Genomic DNA, 16,726 nt, shown 5'->3' with positions numbered 1-16,726 from the left:
GTGGCTGATGATCGCTATGACCTGAGGGATTTACGCTATTTGATGAAACGTTTGCGCGATCCTCATGACGGTTGTCCATGGGATCTAAAGCAGACGGCTCAGACAATAGTCCCTTACACCCTCGAAGAGGTTTTCGAGCTTGTCGACGCATTAGAGCGCGGTGATGATCTTGGTGCACGAGATGAGCTCGGTGATGTCCTCTTTCAGGTGGTATTCTACGCACAGCTCGCCGAGGAGCGCGAACTGTATGATTTTGACGATGTGATTCACGGTATTGTTGCAAAATTACTTCGTCGTCATCCTCACGTCTTTCCCGACGGGACACTGTCATCGCGACGGGCAGGTGCAGAACACGCTCAAGAGCGAGATATCAAAGAGCGCTGGGAAGACATCAAGCAGCAAGAGCGAAATGCGCGTCGGCAAACACACGCGCTGGACGATGTCCCCTTGAGCCTGCCGGCGCTCAGTCGCGCTCAAAAATTGCAAAAGCGCGCCACGCGATTGGGCTTGGACTGGACGAGTGTTACGGATGTCGTAGTCGCCTTGAAGAATGAAACCCTCGAGTTTGAGGATGCCTTGAGTACCGCTGCGGTCGAGGCGGTCGTGGACGAGCTTGGTGATCTTTTGTTTACCTGCGTCAACTTGGCGAGAAAGCTTGATCTTGATGCCGAGCAACTATTGCGCCAAAGCAACCAGAAGTTTGAGACCCGAGTGAGGCTTTGTACCGATTTGGCGAGTGAGCAGGGTACAGCGCTTGAGGCGATGTCAGAGCAAGAGCGCGATGCGATCTGGCGCGAGGCTAAGCGGCAGCTTGGATCGCAATCTAAGTCATGAAGTCTTTTTGCTTTGATATTAGTCTTTAGTAGGGTTGTGCTTGGATAAAGCCCTGTGTATCTTAGCTCGTTCGTTTTGGGGGGATGCTGTCAAGCAGCGGTGTTTGGCTAGTTACAACAAGGAAAGATATGAGAATCATCTTATTGGGTGCGCCGGGCGCAGGAAAAGGTACGCAGGCTCAGTTCATTACAGAACAGTTTGGAATTGTGCAGATCTCCACCGGAGATATGCTGCGCGCTGCGGTTAAAGCGGGCACTGAACTCGGTTTGAAGGCAAAGGCGGTGATGGATTCCGGGGCTTTGGTCTCAGACGATATTATTATCGGCTTAGTGAAAGAGCGCATTCAGCAAGAGGATTGTGCGAATGGCTTCTTGTTTGACGGTTTCCCAAGAACCATTCCGCAAGCCGAAGCGCTGGTCAGCGCAGGTGTTACTATTGATCACGTGCTTGAAATTGCGGTGCCAGATGACGAGATCGTTGCGCGCTTAGGCGGACGCCGCGTTCACGAAGCCTCCGGTCGGGTCTATCACGTTGAGCACAATCCACCAAAGGTGGCGGGTAAAGATGATGTTACCGGCGATGATTTGGTACAGCGGGACGATGATCGAGAAGATACCGTTCGACGCCGCTTGGGTGTGTATCACGACCAAACCGCACCCTTGGTTGGCTTTTATCAGGAGATGTCGGGTGATGCCGCACCGAAGTATCATCGCGTCGAGGGCGTAGGCTCTTTGGAAGACATCAAGGCCCGTATTACCGCGGCTTTAGGTAACTAAGGCGCCACACTTCTATGCTCTCAGACGACCAGTTGTTGCGCTACAGTCGACAACTGGTCCTATCCGAGCTCGATTTCATCGGACAGCGAAAATTACTCGACTCAAGGGTGCTGGTTGTGGGCGCCGGTGGGTTGGGTTGCCCACTTGTTTTGTACCTCGCAAGCTCGGGCGTGGGTCACATCACGATCGTCGATCATGATGTGGTGGAACTTCACAACTTGCCACGCCAAATTTTATTTGATGAGCGAGATGTCGGTAAAAAAAAGGCTTTGGTTGCCGCCGACAAATTGAACCAGCAATACCCTGATACCGCTGTTGATGCAGTATGTTTAAGACTCACTGAGGTCAGTGAGTTACCTGAAGGCACATTTGATTTAATGATTGATGCCACCGATACCCCCAGTGTTGGCTTGGTGCTGAATGCGTATTCGATTGTCCATCGCGTCCCATTATTGTATTTGGCGGCCGTTGCGATGGAAGGGCGCTTATTTTTCGCTAGGGGATACGAGATCGACAAGCCTTGCTTGCAGTGTTATTTCGGTAGTACGGCGGATCCTGCTGGCGGCTGTCATACCTTGGGCGTATTGGCGCCAGCTGTTGGAGCTCTTGCCTTGCTGGGCGCGACACAAGCGCTCAGATCACTGTTGGGTGAGATGCCAGAAACGCTGCTGTGCCTTGATGCGTGGCGTTTAAATGCTCTACAGTTGTACGTGGCTAAGAGCGAGGGATGCACCGCATGCGGCATTTAAATTGGGATAAGTCATGAGTTTTACTCACATCGATGAGCAAGGCCAAGCCATCATGGTCGATGTTTCGGGCAAGCCCGAAACAAGTCGAGAGGCGCAAGCGCGAGCGAGACTGCAGCTGCCCGACGCCGTGGTGAGTGCCCTGCGTGACGAAACCATACCAAAAGGTGATGTGTTGGGCACGGCTCGAATCGCGGGTATTCAGGCAGTAAAAAAATGCAGTGAGCTCATTCCGCTATGTCACCCCTTGCCCGTGACGAAGGCCGCCGTGACCTTTGACTGGGATCGTGACGAGCTCGTAATTGTTTGCTCGGTCAAAACCCGGGGTGTAACGGGTGTGGAAATGGAGGCCCTGACCGGCGCCTCTGTCGCCGCTTTAACGGTCTACGATATGTGTAAGGCAATCGATAAAGGGATTACGTTTGACGTAAGCTTAGTCTCTAAATCCGGCGGAAAATCAGGAGATTGGCATGCTTGAGGGCGATTTAGTGCTGTTTGGCTGCTTAAGCGATTTTGAAGTACAGCTTGGTGGCCGCTGGTCTTCGAGAGTACCCGAAACGACGATCGAGACGCTTCTGGCTGAGTTTGTGGCACGGGTACCCGAAATGTCTGACATTGTGGCTTCGCCCTATTTTAAGGTGGCGATAAACAACAAAGTGCAGCCAAAAACGTTCACGCTTCAACACGGCGATATTGTCGCTTTACTGCCTCCCGTGACGGGTGGCTAGACGTGATTGAACCAAACGACCACGTCCTCGTGACCGATCAGGTGCTTGATGTTGGCTTGGCTTACAGCGTGGTAAAAAATTCTGCCATCAATGCCGAGGACCCCGGAGCGGTCGTTGTTTTTGTGGGGTTGGTCCGTGAGTTTGATAACCACTTGAGCTCGGGGCGCTTGCAGATCTTGCGCTTGCAGCACTACCCTGAGCTGACCGAGGCATCGATTGCCGAGGTAATTGGTCAGGCTCGAGAGCGATGGGGGTTGGGGACCGTTCTGGTACAGCACAGAGTCGGCGATTTGCGGCCTGCCGATGAGATCGTGGTGGTCGCGGTTACATCGAAGCACCGTGCACAAGCCTTCGAGGCAGCCCGGTTTTTGATGGACAAATTAAAGACCGAAGTGATGCTATGGAAGCGAGTGCTTAACGCCGATGAAGCACAGTGGGTGGCTTTCAAGGATAGCGACGCCAAGGCTTCAAGTTCTTGGTAATCAATAAGTTACAGTCTTATTGAAAAGCAGGGCCTCAGCTTTTTTGGCGTCGTCGTGTGAGTTGATATTGAATAATTCTTTACTCGCGAATAGCTCGCTACCCGCCTGATTGCTGGCGAGCCAGTCGGCCCAGCGATGTCGGCCCGTCTTTAGTAAGGTGGCTGCAGTTGCCAAGCATTCTCGTCGCGCGACCGCACACACAGCGTGCTTGCCCGATGTTTTATCGGTGGCACAAACGACGTTTTGGTTGTATGTATGTGCGCTACTCAAAAGTCGTTCCACCCAGTCGTCAGGTAAAAAAATTAAGTCGCACGCCACGATCGCCACCCAGCTTGACTGAGCAGCGCTCGCGAATGTTGCCAAACCTGCGAGCGGTCCGGCAAATCCGCCGATTGCGTCGGGTAACACCTCGGTGGCGTATTTTTGATAAGCGCTCCGAGAGCGATTGGCCGCAACGCTGAGTCTGACGGTTTGCGGCCCAAGTACTCGAGCGACATGTTGCACAAGCGGGTGTCCGTTGAGTTCAAGCAAGCCTTTGTCGACCCCGTCCAAGCGGCGGCTTTGCCCTCCTGCGAGGATAAGGCCTTGGATCGTATTTTTACTGGGAATCGTGTTCAAATCGTCGTTTACACGCAATGAGTATGCGATAATTCTAGCATGACGCAGATACTACTGTTAGACACCGCGACGCGGAGCGCAACACTCGCCTTAGGAAACTCGGGCGGGTACCGTGCCGTGCGCAGTGACCCGAGCGAGCGCAACAGTCGTGACATGATGGCCTTGATTCGGACGTTGTTTGAGAATTCAGGCGGATTAGCGAGTACGAGCCTAGACGCAGTGGGTTTTAATCGGGGACCTGGTTCGTACACAGGGTCGCGCCTGGCGGCAAGCGTTGTCCAGGGTATTGCTTATGTAAAACAGTGCCCGGTCATTGAGTTCAACACCTTGGAGCTTCTCTATTTCAGTGGCTTACAGTCGCTGGTCCAGTCAGGGCAATCGCCGATATCGGGTGCCGAGGTCCTGGTCGCGGTAGAGTCTAAAGTGGGTGAGTATTTTTGGACAGGCTTTATCGTCGGGCAGAGCACACATGCGCCGCAGATTACCGTCGGTGATGCCGATGCGCTGTTACGCTCAATTCAGGGTGCTAATTCGGTCGTGATTATGAATGCAAGTATGCAAAGCCATCCGAACCTGACGGGTATCGCTGACGTAATTTGGGCCGAACCGAGAGTAGAGTTAGCCTTTGACGTCGCGGCGCAACGTTTGAATCAGGGGGCTGTGGTCGATGCGCTAAGCGTCGAGCCACTGTACGGGCAGGACAATATTGGTTGGCGAACTTTGGCACAACAGCGGGCACAGCGATGAGCGAATGGCAGTGGTTAATTTTGGCCTTGGTGCAGGGCCTAACCGAATTTCTACCGATTTCATCATCGGCGCACCTCGTGCTGCCGTCTCAGGTATTGGGCTGGTCTGATCAGGGGCTTGCCTTTGATGTTGCGGTTCATGTGGGCACTCTTGCAGCAGTAGTGCTGTACTACCGACTTCGTTTGCAACAGCTGGCCGAGGGCGCGTGGCAGGGGCTGGCAAAAGGAGGGGATACCTCAGCCCTACGCGATGTTGTCTTTCTAGCGCTTGCGACTCTGCCTGCCATACTTGTCGGAGTGTTCGCTGATCACTGGATTGAGGCGCACCTTCGCTCAGTTCTCGTTATTGCCGCCACCACGATTGTGTTTGGAATTTTGCTGGGTCTTGCCGATAAACGAGTGTCTGCGACCGAAGAGTGGCGAGTCTCTTTCTGGACCATGGCTTGGCTTATCGGTATCGCACAAGCCATGGCCTTGGTGCCTGGTGTTTCTCGCTCGGGAGTCACGATTACCGCGGGAATTTTCTTGGGCATGAGCTATCAGCGGGCGGCTGATACGTCGTTCTTGATGTCGATACCCGTGATCGCTGGCGCAGGGTTATTAAAGACTCTGGAGCTTGCCGGTCAAAGTGCCCCTGTCGATTGGTTCATCCTAGGTGCAGCCGCAGGCGTCGCTGCAGTGGCCGCTTACAGCTGTATTGCTCTGTTTTTGCAGTTGCTCGGCAAAATTGGTTTGATGCCGTTTGTTTGGTACCGCCTAGGTTTGGGTGCCATTTTACTGTGGCTTGTCTTGGAGGGAGGTGTCAGTTGAAGGTCAGTTTTATAGGCTTGGGTGTGATGGGGTACCCCATGGCGGCCCACTTACAGCAAAGTGGGCATCAAGTCACCGTATTCAACCGCACGCCGGAGCGTGCCGCGCAGTGGGTTCAGCAGTACAATGGCCGCAATGCGTCTACGCCGGCCCTCGCAGCACGCGATGCTGACATTGTTTTTGTCTGCGTTGGTAACGACGACGACGTGCGGTCCGTTGTGTTAGGTGAGGACGGGGCGCTTGCCGGGATGTCGCGCGGGAGCACGCTGGTGGACCACACGACCGCAAGCGCTGATTTGGCTCTGGAACTTCATGCGCTTTGTCAAAGCGTCGGAGTGGGTTTTATTGATGCGCCTGTATCGGGCGGCCAAGCTGGAGCGGAAAAGGGTGTGCTTACCGTGATGTGCGGTGGCACTCACGACGACTTTGTCAAAGTCGAGGGTGTGATGGCATGCTACGCGCGCTGTGTGCGCTTGCTCGGCGCTGCCGGCAGCGGGCAGTTGGCTAAGATGGTGAATCAGATTTGTATCGCTGGCATTGTCCAAGGTCTCGCAGAAGCGATGACATTCTCTGAACGAGCCGGGCTTGATACCGCTGCTGTGATCGAGGTTATTCGTCAGGGTGCCGCTCAGTCATGGCAGATGGAAAACCGCTATCAAACGATGCTGGAAGACCAATACAATCATGGGTTTGCGGTTGACTGGATGAGAAAAGATTTGGGTTTGGTGCAGGATCGAGCTCAGCGTTTGGGGCTGAGCCTGCCGGTGACTGAGCTTGTCGATCGCTATTATGCAGACGTACAAGCGATGGGTGGCGGTCGCTGGGACACGTCGAGCTTGTTCAAACGCATGCAAACAAACATTGGCGAGTAAGTGGTGAGTATGAGTAACACACAGAATTCAGTCACAGGACTTAAAGCGTTCTTAGCCGAGGCCGTCACGCCATTTCACGCCGTAAAAGCGATACAACATCGTCTAGACGCGGCTGGATTTACGGTGCTCGACACAGACACGGTGCCTGAGGTGGGCGGTCGATACTACCGAATCGCCAATGGCAGTTCGATTGTCGCGTTGCGCGTCGGGCCTAACGATGTGGCGAGTGCAGGAATCGCTCTGGCTGGCGCACACACGGACAGCCCAACGCTGATGGTGAAGCCTAAGCCCGAAAAAACACGTCAGGGTTACGCTCAACTCGGTGTTGAGGTGTACGGCGGCGTGCTACTCAATCCGTGGTTTGATCGAGACTTGTCGCTTGCGGGGCGGGTCAGCTACCGAGCGGACGGTGTGGTCAAGTCGACGCTAGTGAATTTCGAGCAGCCCGTAGCGATTATTCCGAGCTTGGCGATCCATTTGGATCGTGAAGTGAATCAGAAACGTAGCATTAATCCACAAACCGACATATTGCCGATCCTTGGGCAGAATATCGACGACTGGTCGATTAGAGCGCAGCTCAAGACACGTATCGAAGCCGAGTGTGGGGCAGTGGATGAGGTGCTGGATTACGAATTATGCTTTTACGATGTTCAGCACGCCTCGGTTATCGGGCTGGATCGGTCTTTGTTTGCCGCGGCACGCCTCGATAATCTGTTGAGTTGTTATGTGGGTATCGAGGCCTTACTGGCGGCGGATGGCGAGACTACGGCGCTTATGGTGTGCAACGATCACGAAGAGGTTGGCAGCCTTTCGGCCGTCGGCGCCAATGGCCCGCTCTTGACGCGAGTGTTGGAGCAGCTTGAGCCTGATCCCGCTCGTTACCGGGCCATGATTGAGGCTTCTTTCATGATCTCATGCGACAACGCCCACGGTATTCATCCGAATTTTTCGGACCGCCACGACGACAATCATGGACCTCTTCTAAACGCGGGTCCTGTGATCAAGATTAATTCGAATCAACGCTATGCGACGAACAGTCTGACCGCGGGCTACTTCAGGACGCTGGCGCAGCGTTGTGGTGTGCCCGTGCAATCGTTCGTGGTCCGTACTGATATGGGATGTGGCTCAACCATTGGTCCCATCACGGCGGGAGAGACAGGCATCAAGACGCTCGATGTTGGCGTTCCAACGTTTGCAATGCACTCTATTCGGGAGCTAGCGGGTTGCGCTGACATTGACTATCTGCAGACCGTACTAACGCATTATTTTAGCCGCTATCAGGCGAGCGATGTACAAGGATAACATTATGACTTCTGTTAAGCGTGTGCTGACCGGTATTACTACGACCGGCACGCCTCACCTCGGCAATTACGTCGGTGCCATCGCCCCGTGTATAGAGGCTTCAACCCAAGCGGATACGGAATCGTTCCTATTTTTAGCGGATTACCACGCCCTGATTAAATGCCAAGAGCCCGCTATGGTTAAGCAGTCTTCCCGAGAGATCGCTGCGACCTGGCTCGCCTTGGGGCTAGATACCGATACCTCAGTGTTTTATCGTCAGTCCGACGTGCCCGAAATTCCAGAGCTTTGTTGGATATTGTCGTGCTCTGCGGCGAAGGGGTTAATGAATCGGGCGCACGCCTACAAAGCTGCGGTTGCCGACAACGAGGCGCGCGAGGCAGACCCTGATTTCGGCGTCACAATGGGTCTGTTTAATTACCCGGTGTTAATGGCTGCTGATATATTGATGTTCAAAGCTACTCATGTGCCTGTGGGCAAAGACCAGATTCAGCACATTGAAATGGCCCGTGATATTGCCAGTCGTTTCAATCACCATTACGGCGAGCTGTTGGTGCTTCCCGAGGCGGTGGTCGATCAAGAAACCGATGTTTTACTTGGGTTGGACGGCCGCAAAATGAGCAAGAGTTACGGCAATACGATCCCTTTGTTTGATACCGAGAAAAAGCTGAAAAAGTCGATCAATAAGATCAAGACGAATTTGCTCGAGCCCGGAGAAGCTAAAGATCCGGACACATCAACGGTTTTTCAGATCTGGAGCGCCTTCGCAACCCCGTCAGAACGAGACTCTATGCGTCGAGAATTTGAACAGGGTATCGCTTGGGGTGAAGCGAAAAAGCGCCTTTACGAGCTTATCAATGATCACTTAAGCGAGGCGCGCGGTCGCTACGACGTGCTAATGAACAATCCCGATGAAATTGAGCGGGTGCTGCAAAAGGGTGCGATAAAAGCGCGTGAGCACTCGGCGCCGCTCATGAAGCAAATTCGTGAGGCCGTCGGTATCGCCTCGATGGCGTAAACGTTGCGTTGTGCCCGCAACTTCGCGGGCGCTCCACTGACTCTATGGCTGGTACGTCAAAGTGACGAATAGGCTGCGAGGCTCACCCACAAAGAAGCGCTCGTTACCAAAACCGAAGTCGGCCCGCTCAGCATAGTCGATGTTAGCCATGTTCATGACTCTTAGGCTAGTGCTCCAACTCGAACTCCATTGACGGTTAGCCCTCAGGTTCAGGAGCGTATGACCTTCATACCAATTGCTGTTGGTCGGTTCGGTAGCGTAGCGGTCGAGGTAGATCGCTTCGAGCTCCGCCTGCCACGCTTCTTGGGTGTAGCGAATTCTCGCGCTGGCCATCCATTCTGGAGCCGTGTCTATTGCATTACCAACGATCGACTGGTTGACACCTAAATAGCCCGGATCGTTGCTGTATTCATGTGACCCGAAGCTGGCGGCTAAATCGGCATTCCAAGGGCCTGTTAACGTTGAGCGTAGCTTGAGCTCGAACCCTTGATGGCGTGTTTTCGCCCCTGTGACGTAGTAGCGGTTGGCGTCTTGAAAAATCACATCGCTCTTGTTCATACGGTAAATGCTGGTGTCGAGGTCAAAATGCTCAAAACTTGCGCGCCAGCCGAGTTCGATACTGTGAGCACTTTCCGAATCAAGTTGTGCCGCGGTCTGACCGTTTTGCAGGCGATACAGCTCGCTCGTTTCTGGCGGTCGGTAGCCACTGGCTAGGCGCACTCTGATGGCATGATCATCATTGACTTGCCACAACAAACCGCTATGGCCGCTCCAATCGCTAAAGCCATCGTTACTGTCCTTGGTGCGGTAAAACCGACAGGCGCTGGCAGTGGGAGCACAGACGCTGCCGTCACTTAAGCGGTTGTTGTAGTCATACGTAGTAGACTCGAAGCGGATGCCGCTGCTCCAACTCAGTGCGGCGTTCAAGTCTCTGGTGTATAGTCCGTAAAGCGCAAACGTATTCGCATCGATTTCGTAGTCGTAATGCGCCCCTTGTGGTTGATTTGGGCTGAAGGGCTCGGGTTGAATTTCTTTCAGGTAGCCTTGAGTCAGTTGCGAATCCAAACCCAACTGTAATTTTCCGCCCAGCCATGCTGTCTGCCATGAACTTTGAAGGCCGACGCTTGTGTGGCCTGTTTCCTCGACGGCCTGCCAGGGGAGGTAGTGCTGTAAAAAGCGCATATCGTTGTGGCGGGCAAAAATAGTCACTGACCATGGGTTAATCGATTCAGCGTCACCATCGATGCGGTGCATTGCATTTACGGCGTAGGCGTCGCGGAACGCTTCGGGGTTGGGGTTGTCGCGCTTCGCGCCGGAATCTTTGTACGCATCATCGCCCTGGATGTAGCCCGCCGTCTCTTGGTTAAGGTTGGTGACCGATAGCAGAGAGGTGTGCTTCACGGTGTCGTTGTGGCGAGTATGCAAAACGCTCAACTTTTGTTGATCGTAGCCCGCATCTCTCTTATAGCCGCCGTCAGAGATACCGGTAAATCCAACCAGCCATGGCGTGGTGGTAGCGCCCAGCTGCTGCCTGATGTTAATGCGGTGGTAGTTGTAGCCGCCAAGCTCCAGCGCGATCAATTCAGAAGCCGCCCTGGGGTCGACGGGGGCCAATACATTGATCATGCCGTGCAGCCCATTGGCGCCATAGGTTGCGGGGGTAGGACCATTGATGGTCTCGATAGCGCCGGCGAACTCTAGGTGCGCATCGAACAGTTGATTCACGTTACAAAAACCGGGCGCGCGCAAAGGAACGTTATTTTGTGCCATGAGAATAGAGCCACACCCACCGCTGCCCGTTAACACTGGGGAACGGACACTGACCAAGCTCTCTTGGCCGTTGCCCCGACTCACCCACACAGCCGGCAGGCGCGTCGCGACCTCGTTCAAGTGGGTGGCCGCTGCGAGAGTCAGTTGATCTGCGTCAAGTCGATACGCGCTCATGTTGAGTGTTTGCATAGGTGTTGCGGTTCGCGTTGCGCTGACAAACACTTCCTCTAATTGCGTGCCGTAGGTCAGTTGTGGCAACGCAATCGCAAGCGAGACGATATAGGGGAGCAGGCGCAATCGGTGTGATGGTTTTGACATAGGATCTCTAGCAACAAATTAGTGAACCGTGATTATAGCAGGCGAGATGTTAGGTTACGATTAAGAGGACTAATGAGACTAGCGGCCGAGGGTAAGTGTGGTTATAGTTTCGGTTTCATTCACGAAAAGGAGTTGTTATGGCGTCTACACCACAGGTGTTGGCGGTGGCGGATACGCTGCCGATTAAAACCGAGCAAGCAGTTCACAGTGGCAAAGTGCGTTCGGTTTACTGGTTAACTCAGGCAGACAGCGAACGCTTGATTAAAACTCACGGCTACGATGTGGCCCCCGATGCGCCGCTGGCAATTATGGTGATCAGCGACCGGATCTCAGCCTTTGAATGTTTGTGGAAGGGCCAGGGTGGAATGGCCGGCGTGCCGGGCAAAGGCGCAGCTTTGAATGCGATATCGCAGCATTGGTTCGAGCAATTTAAACAGGCAGGGCTTGCCGATAGTCACATCGTCGATGTGCCGCACCCTTTGGTTTGGATCGTTCAAAAGGCCCAGCCGGTGATGGTTGAGGCGATCGCCCGTCAGTACATTACAGGCTCCATGTGGCGCGCTTACAGCAAAGGCGAGCGCGTGTTTTGTGGTATCGAGCTACCCGAGGGGCTACAGCGTGATCAGCGTCTGCCAGAGTTGCTGATCACACCGTCCACCAAGGGAATCATGCGCGGTATTCCCGGTGTGCCAGAGGCTGACGATGTCAACGTGACGCGACAGCAGCTTATCGATAATTGGCAGGCTTTTAGGTTTCAATCCGTTGCAGACGTGGATCGCTACGAAACGCTGTTGAGAGAGGGTTTCGCACTTATCGACCAGAGATTGCAGGCGCTTGATCAAATTTTTGTGGATACGAAATTTGAGTTCGGTTACGTGAAGGGTGCTGACGGCAATCAACGCCTGATCTATATGGATGAGGTGGGAACGCCCGATTCCTCTCGAATTTGGGAGGGTGATGCCTATCGACAGGGGCAGGTCGTGGAACGTTCGAAGGAAGAGTTTCGGCAGCTGCTTCTGAATACGGTTCCCGATCCCGATGTGCTCCTCGATAAATCACGCATGGACGAGCGATTCGCTTTAGCGGCCGAGCTCGAGTTGCCGACTGAGGTTCTGTTGCAGGTGAGTGCGACCTACACCGGTGTGGCAGAGCGAATTACGGGCAGGGAAATTCAAATGTCTGACGATCCGCGATCTGAAATTATTGAAATTCTCGCCTCGCGATACGATCTCATAAAATCATAAGGATAACTATGAAACCATCTTTTTTTTCAGCATGTAGTTTGGTCGTGGCGCTCGGTGCGAGCTGTACCAGTAGCTTGGCACTTGGCTCTGAGTCTATAAATACCGCGGTGCAGGCCGATTACGACCGTCATTTAGGTGAGTTGTTCGCGCATTTTCACCGAAATCCAGAGCTTTCCATGATGGAGTTCAAAACGGCCGAGCGTTTGGCCCAAGAGTTGAGATCGGCGGGTTTTGACGTCGCGACTGGCATTGGCGGCACTGGGGTTATCGCTTTGATGGAGAATGGGGCAGGGCCTACGATTATGGTGCGGGCTGACATGGATGGACTACCCGTACTCGAGAAAAGCGGACTCTCCTATGCCTCGACAGCAACCCAAATCGATTGGGCGGGCCGCGAAGTGCCGGTTATGCACGCCTGTGGTCACGATATGCACATGACGAGCTTGGTGGGTACGGCGCGTTACATGGCCGCTAACAAAGACGCTTGGAGCGGTACCCTAATGCTGATTGGTCAGCCCGCAGAAGAGCGTATTGGTGGCGCCAAAATGATGATGGAAGATGGGTTATGGGGGCCTTATCCTAAACCAGATTATGCCTTGGCCTTGCACGTTTCCGCGGAAATCCCGGTCGGTAAACTCGTCGCAGCCACTGATGCCATGTATTCCGGCGCTGACACAGTCGACATCGCTATCACGGGTGTCGCGGCGCATGGTGCGAGCCCGCATTCAGGTATTGATCCTGTGGTACTTGGCTCGCAAATTGTGCTGGCACTTCAGACACTGGTGAGTCGAGAATTGCCACCCCGTGAGCCGGGTGTGGTGACGGTGGGGTCGTTTCACGCGGGCACTAAGCACAATATCATTTCTGATTCCGCACATTTAGAGCTGACAGTCCGCAGCGAGGATCCGAAAAGTCGCCAACTTTTGCTCGATGGTATTGTCCGAATTGCCGAGAATATGGGGCGCGTAGCGGGTCTGCCCGAGGATAAGCTGCCAAAAGTGACCATTAGCGATGAAAGCGTCCCACCGACGGTCAATGACAAAGCGCTTACCGAGCGGCTGCGCTCTGTGTGGCAAGCCACGCTGGGTGACGATATTCTAGAAGAGGGCAAGCGTTTGGGTATGGGGGCCGAGGATTTTGGGTTCTTTACCGTTGATCCTTATATCCCGAGCACGTACTTTGCGGTGGGTGGCACGCCAGCGAGGGTTATCGAAGAAGCGAAGAATGGCGGCGCGGCGGTGCCGTCTCACCACTCGGGACTGTTTAAAATTGAACCCGAGGCCTCCGTAACTCTGGGCGTAGAGGCGATGGTAATCGCTCTGCTGGAGCTATTCGATGAGTGACGCAAAAAACCTAGCAATTAAGCCAGCGGGTACCGTTGCCCTGATCCGTCAGGGTGACTCGGGAATAGAGGCGTTGATGTTGCGGCGGAATAGGGCTCTTGCTTTCGCCGCCGGCGCTTGGGTGTTTCCGGGAGGCTCGGTCGATGCTGAGGATATTGCGGGTTGTCAGAATGATCTTACTGAGGCGGCGAAAGTCGCAGCCTGTCGGGAGGCTATGGAGGAGTGTGGTTTAGCTGTCGACCCAAGTCATCTGTATCAAATTAGCCACTGGACAACGCCAAAAGGCGAGTCGCGCCGATTTTCGACGTGGCTTTTCGTTGCGGCTCTGCGCGATCATTCAGAGGTCCAGATCGATCATGGAGAAATCCACGATGCTTGTTGGTTGTCGATCTCCGACGCCTTTTTGCGTCATCAGGCGGGTGAATTGCCGATGTTGCCTCCAACCTATATGACTCTGAAAGCGATCAGCGAGTTCGACTCTGTTGACGGCGTTGTCGCCGCACTCAAAGCGAGTACGCCCGTTGTTGTTGAGCCTCACGGTGTTCCAATTGAAGGCGGCTTTGCTGCTATGTACCCGGGTGATGCGGGTTACGATTCTTTGAATCCAGACGCCGTTGGTGCGCGGCATCGTACCGAGATTGTGGGTGGGATTATCAATACGGTGGTCGACGGGTTGTCTGACAGTGAGCCGCGTCTCGATAAAATTAGGTAAGTGGAGACCAGAAAAACGATGTATCCGACCTGGGATTTACTGCAACGTCTGGTCCATTGGTGCTTTCCTGTTTTGATCGGGTTTGCCTGGTGGAGTGCCGAAAACGGCCAGATGCAGTGGCATGCCTACAGCGGCTATGCATTGTTAGTACTCGTTCTCTGGCGCATTGTGTGGGGTTTCGTAGGCTCTGATCACGCTAAGTTTAAGCAGTTTGTTGTTGGCATACCGTCAGTAATTTCGTATTTGAAGGGTGCTCGTACTGATCGCCTCGGCCACAACCCGTTGGGTGGCTGGTCGGTCATGACGATGCTGGGTTTGCTGTTAGTGCAAACAGTGTCGGGTCTGTTCAATACCGATGAGCTTCTGTTACAAGGCCCTCTGACCGTGTTTGCGAGTGACGGACTGATTGAGATTGCCAGTGAAGTGCATGAGACATCATGGCTTGCAATACAGGCCTTGGTGGCGCTGCACATCGTGGTGGTGTGCTATCACCAATGGGTCAAGAAAGACGGGTTGATCACTCAGATGGGGTTTGGGTCTCGGCTCACTCGTGTACCCTCCCGGCGCCCAAGGCTTGGGTTAGGTCTACTGGCCTTAGTGTTTGTCGCTGCGTCCGTGGTAGCGATCGGGCTCGTGTTGCCAGAGCCCGAACCGCTGTGGAGTTTTTAGCTCAGTACAGATAATCCTTCGCTTTATAGTCGTCGTGGCAGGCCTTGCAGGATTGGCCCAGACCGCCAAGGTTCTGGATGCTTTTGTCGCCGGCAGACAACGCGTTAACAGCGTCTTTCATTGCCGCGAACTTATTCTTGAAGTCGTCTTTGTTCGACCAGATCTCAGGCTTGGCACGCGTTGTGCCTTTGTCACTGCCGGCGGGGAAGGCGGTGGTGACATCGATGTTTGAGAGCGCTTTCAAATTGTTGACGTGGGTCGACGCTTGAGCGGCGTCGTAGTCGATCTTGCCTTGCGCCATGCCAAAGAGCGGTCCGGCGTTAGCCCCGATAAGCGCAAAGTAAGATTGACGATAACTTTGATTGGGCTCTTCTTTGACTTGGTGCGCGAGAGTGGTAGCACTCAGAGTTGCTGCTAATGCAGTGATTGTTGCAGTTCGTAGAAAACGCATAATGACTCCTTAAGTGAACGGGCGTACCTAGTTTACGCCCACAATAGCAAGAAACTTTACCTATCGTCCAAGAATACTGCGCGCTACCAGCTCGCGCATAATCTCGGCCGAACCACCGTAAATACGTTGTATGCGGGCGTCCACGTAAAACCGTGAAATGGGATACTCGGTCGTGTAGCCATAACCACCAAAGAGCTGTAAGCAATCGTCCACTACGCGACACTGCATGTCGCACGATGCCAGTTTCAACATCGCGGCGTCGTCAGTAGTGAGTTCGCCTCGCGCGTACTGTGCGGCACAGCTTTCATAGAGTGCTTTGTTCAGGGCAATCTCAGTTTTGACGTCCGCCAGCTTAAAGCGGGTATTCTGAAATTTCGCGATGGGTTGCCCAAACGCTTGCCGCTCTTGCACGTATTGAACTGTCAGGTCCAGTGCCCCTTGCGCTTGATATACGGCCTGAGCAGCGATGCCTAGGCGCTCGCGAGGAAGTTCTTGCATCATGATGACGAAACCCTTGTTTTCCTCACCCAATAGTGCGTCCGCTGGTAGGCGCATATCTTGGAAAAACAGCAGTGCCGTATCCGAGGCATGTTGACCGATTTTGTCGAGTTTTTTACCGCGTTCGAACCCTGGCAAAGACGTGTCCACCAAGAATAGTGAGGTGCCCTTTGCCCCTTTGCCGGGGTCGGTAATGGCCGCCACGATCACTAGATCGGCGTGCATGCCGTTGGTAATGAAAATTTTAGAACCGTTTAAAATCCATTCGTCCCCATCGCGGACCGCATTGGTTTTGATGCCTTGCACGTCGCTGCCTGCGCCGGGTTCGCTCATGCCCAAGGCGCCAACCACTTCGCCGGTGACCATCTTGGGAAGCCATCGTTCTTTTTGGGCATCGGTGCCATGGTGAATAAGGTACGGAGCAACAATATTTGAGTGAATGCCGTAGCCTGAGGCTAAGCCGCCGAAGCCCATATAAGACATTTCCTCAATCATCGCTAAAGTCACTTCTGGTCCCGTGCCAGCGCCGCCGTATTCCTCGCTGACGTCAGGGCACAATAAGCCCGCTTCACCTAAGGTGTTCCACAGTGACCTAGGGACCCACTTGTCCTCTTCCCATTGAGTGTAGTAGGGCTGTATCTCTGCTTCAAAGGCGCGGCGCGCCATGTCCTTAAATAGGGTGAGTTCTTCCGATTGCATGCTGAATCTCCTGTTATTGATCCCGCATGGTAGCGGGAGCAAGTCGGCCTTGGCAATGTCTGTGACGAATGATGCGGTTTTGTCCCAAAAAGG

At 53.9% G+C, this 16,726-nt stretch carries 19 protein-coding genes; 15 read left to right on the top strand and 4 right to left on the bottom strand.

Annotated elements, in window-relative coordinates:
• The 6 genes from mazG (at position 1) to EYZ66_RS07615 (ending at position 3,566) form a co-directional block, all read left to right on the top strand.
• Positions 1 to 834 (top strand): nucleoside triphosphate pyrophosphohydrolase, encoded by an 834-nt coding sequence (gene mazG / locus EYZ66_RS07640; RefSeq protein WP_009574838.1) that lies wholly within the window; start codon positions 1 to 3, stop codon positions 832 to 834.
• Between the two features lie 128 nt (positions 835 to 962).
• Entirely contained in the window at positions 963 to 1,610 is a 648-nt protein-coding gene (gene adk / locus EYZ66_RS07635) for an adenylate kinase (RefSeq protein WP_009574837.1), read from the top strand.
• Positions 1,611 to 1,624: 14 nt separating this feature from the next.
• On the top strand, positions 1,625 to 2,359 hold the full coding sequence (locus tag EYZ66_RS07630; protein ID WP_009574836.1) for a HesA/MoeB/ThiF family protein: 735 nt from the start codon (positions 1,625 to 1,627) through the stop codon (positions 2,357 to 2,359).
• Between the two features lie 13 nt (positions 2,360 to 2,372).
• Positions 2,373 to 2,834, top strand: coding sequence for a cyclic pyranopterin monophosphate synthase MoaC (gene moaC, locus EYZ66_RS07625; RefSeq protein ID WP_009574835.1), 462 nt, complete (start codon positions 2,373 to 2,375; stop codon positions 2,832 to 2,834).
• The gene (locus EYZ66_RS07620) at positions 2,827 to 3,084 is read left to right on the top strand and encodes a MoaD/ThiS family protein (RefSeq protein WP_009574834.1); all 258 of its coding nucleotides are present in this window, start codon (positions 2,827 to 2,829) and stop codon (positions 3,082 to 3,084) included. Before moaC ends, EYZ66_RS07620 begins: the two co-directional genes overlap by 8 nt.
• Positions 3,085 to 3,086: 2 nt before the next feature.
• Positions 3,087 to 3,566, top strand: a complete 480-nt coding sequence (locus EYZ66_RS07615) for a molybdenum cofactor biosynthesis protein MoaE (protein ID WP_009574833.1) — start codon at positions 3,087 to 3,089, stop codon at positions 3,564 to 3,566.
• Here the strand turns inward: EYZ66_RS07615 and mobA are convergent, their stop codons facing one another.
• Positions 3,567 to 4,202: a molybdenum cofactor guanylyltransferase MobA gene (gene mobA, locus EYZ66_RS07610; protein ID WP_050793364.1), complete on the bottom strand. Its 636-nt coding sequence runs from the start codon at positions 4,200 to 4,202 to the stop codon at positions 3,567 to 3,569.
• A 21-nt stretch (positions 4,203 to 4,223) separates the two neighbouring features.
• On the opposite strand from mobA, the gene tsaB reads away from it, so the two are divergent.
• Genes tsaB through trpS form a run of 5 tightly spaced genes read left to right on the top strand, consistent with a single transcriptional unit; the run spans position 4,224 to position 8,929 of the window.
• Complete coding sequence (gene tsaB / locus EYZ66_RS07605; RefSeq protein WP_040816050.1) at positions 4,224 to 4,931, top strand: tRNA (adenosine(37)-N6)-threonylcarbamoyltransferase complex dimerization subunit type 1 TsaB; 708 nt, start codon at positions 4,224 to 4,226, stop codon at positions 4,929 to 4,931.
• Positions 4,928 to 5,740: an undecaprenyl-diphosphate phosphatase gene (locus EYZ66_RS07600; protein ID WP_009574829.1), complete on the top strand. Its 813-nt coding sequence runs from the start codon at positions 4,928 to 4,930 to the stop codon at positions 5,738 to 5,740. The genes tsaB and EYZ66_RS07600 overlap by 4 nt, the downstream gene beginning before the upstream one ends.
• Positions 5,737 to 6,612 (top strand): NAD(P)-dependent oxidoreductase, encoded by an 876-nt coding sequence (locus EYZ66_RS07595; RefSeq protein WP_040816048.1) that lies wholly within the window; start codon positions 5,737 to 5,739, stop codon positions 6,610 to 6,612. The genes EYZ66_RS07600 and EYZ66_RS07595 overlap by 4 nt, the downstream gene beginning before the upstream one ends.
• 9 nt (positions 6,613 to 6,621) lie before the next feature.
• Complete coding sequence (locus tag EYZ66_RS07590; RefSeq protein WP_160195636.1) at positions 6,622 to 7,914, top strand: M18 family aminopeptidase; 1,293 nt, start codon at positions 6,622 to 6,624, stop codon at positions 7,912 to 7,914.
• Between the two features lie 4 nt (positions 7,915 to 7,918).
• Positions 7,919 to 8,929, top strand: a complete 1,011-nt coding sequence (trpS, locus tag EYZ66_RS07585) for a tryptophan--tRNA ligase (RefSeq protein ID WP_040816962.1) — start codon at positions 7,919 to 7,921, stop codon at positions 8,927 to 8,929.
• A gap of 42 nt (positions 8,930 to 8,971) precedes the next feature.
• Here the strand turns inward: trpS and EYZ66_RS07580 are convergent, their stop codons facing one another.
• The gene (locus EYZ66_RS07580) at positions 8,972 to 11,017 is read right to left on the bottom strand and encodes a TonB-dependent receptor (RefSeq protein WP_009576507.1); all 2,046 of its coding nucleotides are present in this window, start codon (positions 11,015 to 11,017) and stop codon (positions 8,972 to 8,974) included.
• Between the two features lie 137 nt (positions 11,018 to 11,154).
• On the opposite strand from EYZ66_RS07580, the gene EYZ66_RS07575 reads away from it, so the two are divergent.
• The 4 genes from EYZ66_RS07575 to EYZ66_RS07560 are packed head-to-tail and all read left to right on the top strand — an operon-like array spanning position 11,155 to position 14,985.
• Complete coding sequence (locus EYZ66_RS07575) at positions 11,155 to 12,261, top strand: phosphoribosylaminoimidazolesuccinocarboxamide synthase (protein ID WP_009576506.1); 1,107 nt, start codon at positions 11,155 to 11,157, stop codon at positions 12,259 to 12,261.
• Between the two features lie 8 nt (positions 12,262 to 12,269).
• A complete protein-coding gene (locus EYZ66_RS07570; protein ID WP_040816961.1) occupies positions 12,270 to 13,604 on the top strand; it encodes an amidohydrolase in 1,335 nt (444 codons plus the stop codon).
• Positions 13,597 to 14,316, top strand: a complete 720-nt coding sequence (locus EYZ66_RS07565) for an NUDIX hydrolase (RefSeq protein WP_009576504.1) — start codon at positions 13,597 to 13,599, stop codon at positions 14,314 to 14,316. Before EYZ66_RS07570 ends, EYZ66_RS07565 begins: the two co-directional genes overlap by 8 nt.
• A gap of 18 nt (positions 14,317 to 14,334) precedes the next feature.
• Positions 14,335 to 14,985 (top strand): cytochrome b/b6 domain-containing protein, encoded by a 651-nt coding sequence (locus tag EYZ66_RS07560; protein ID WP_009576503.1) that lies wholly within the window; start codon positions 14,335 to 14,337, stop codon positions 14,983 to 14,985.
• Position 14,986: 1 nt separating this feature from the next.
• Here the strand turns inward: EYZ66_RS07560 and EYZ66_RS07555 are convergent, their stop codons facing one another.
• Entirely contained in the window at positions 14,987 to 15,436 is a 450-nt protein-coding gene (locus EYZ66_RS07555; protein WP_009576502.1) for a c-type cytochrome, read from the bottom strand.
• A gap of 60 nt (positions 15,437 to 15,496) precedes the next feature.
• Complete coding sequence (locus EYZ66_RS07550; RefSeq protein ID WP_009576501.1) at positions 15,497 to 16,633, bottom strand: acyl-CoA dehydrogenase family protein; 1,137 nt, start codon at positions 16,631 to 16,633, stop codon at positions 15,497 to 15,499.
• Positions 16,634 to 16,726: the final 93 nt, after the last annotated feature.

This window comes from Aequoribacter fuscus (assembly GCF_009910365.1).
Lineage (GTDB): Bacteria > Pseudomonadota > Gammaproteobacteria > Pseudomonadales > Halieaceae > Aequoribacter > Aequoribacter fuscus.
The sequence above is the reverse complement of the archived record's forward strand: the minus strand, read 5'-3'. Positions and strand labels throughout refer to the sequence as shown.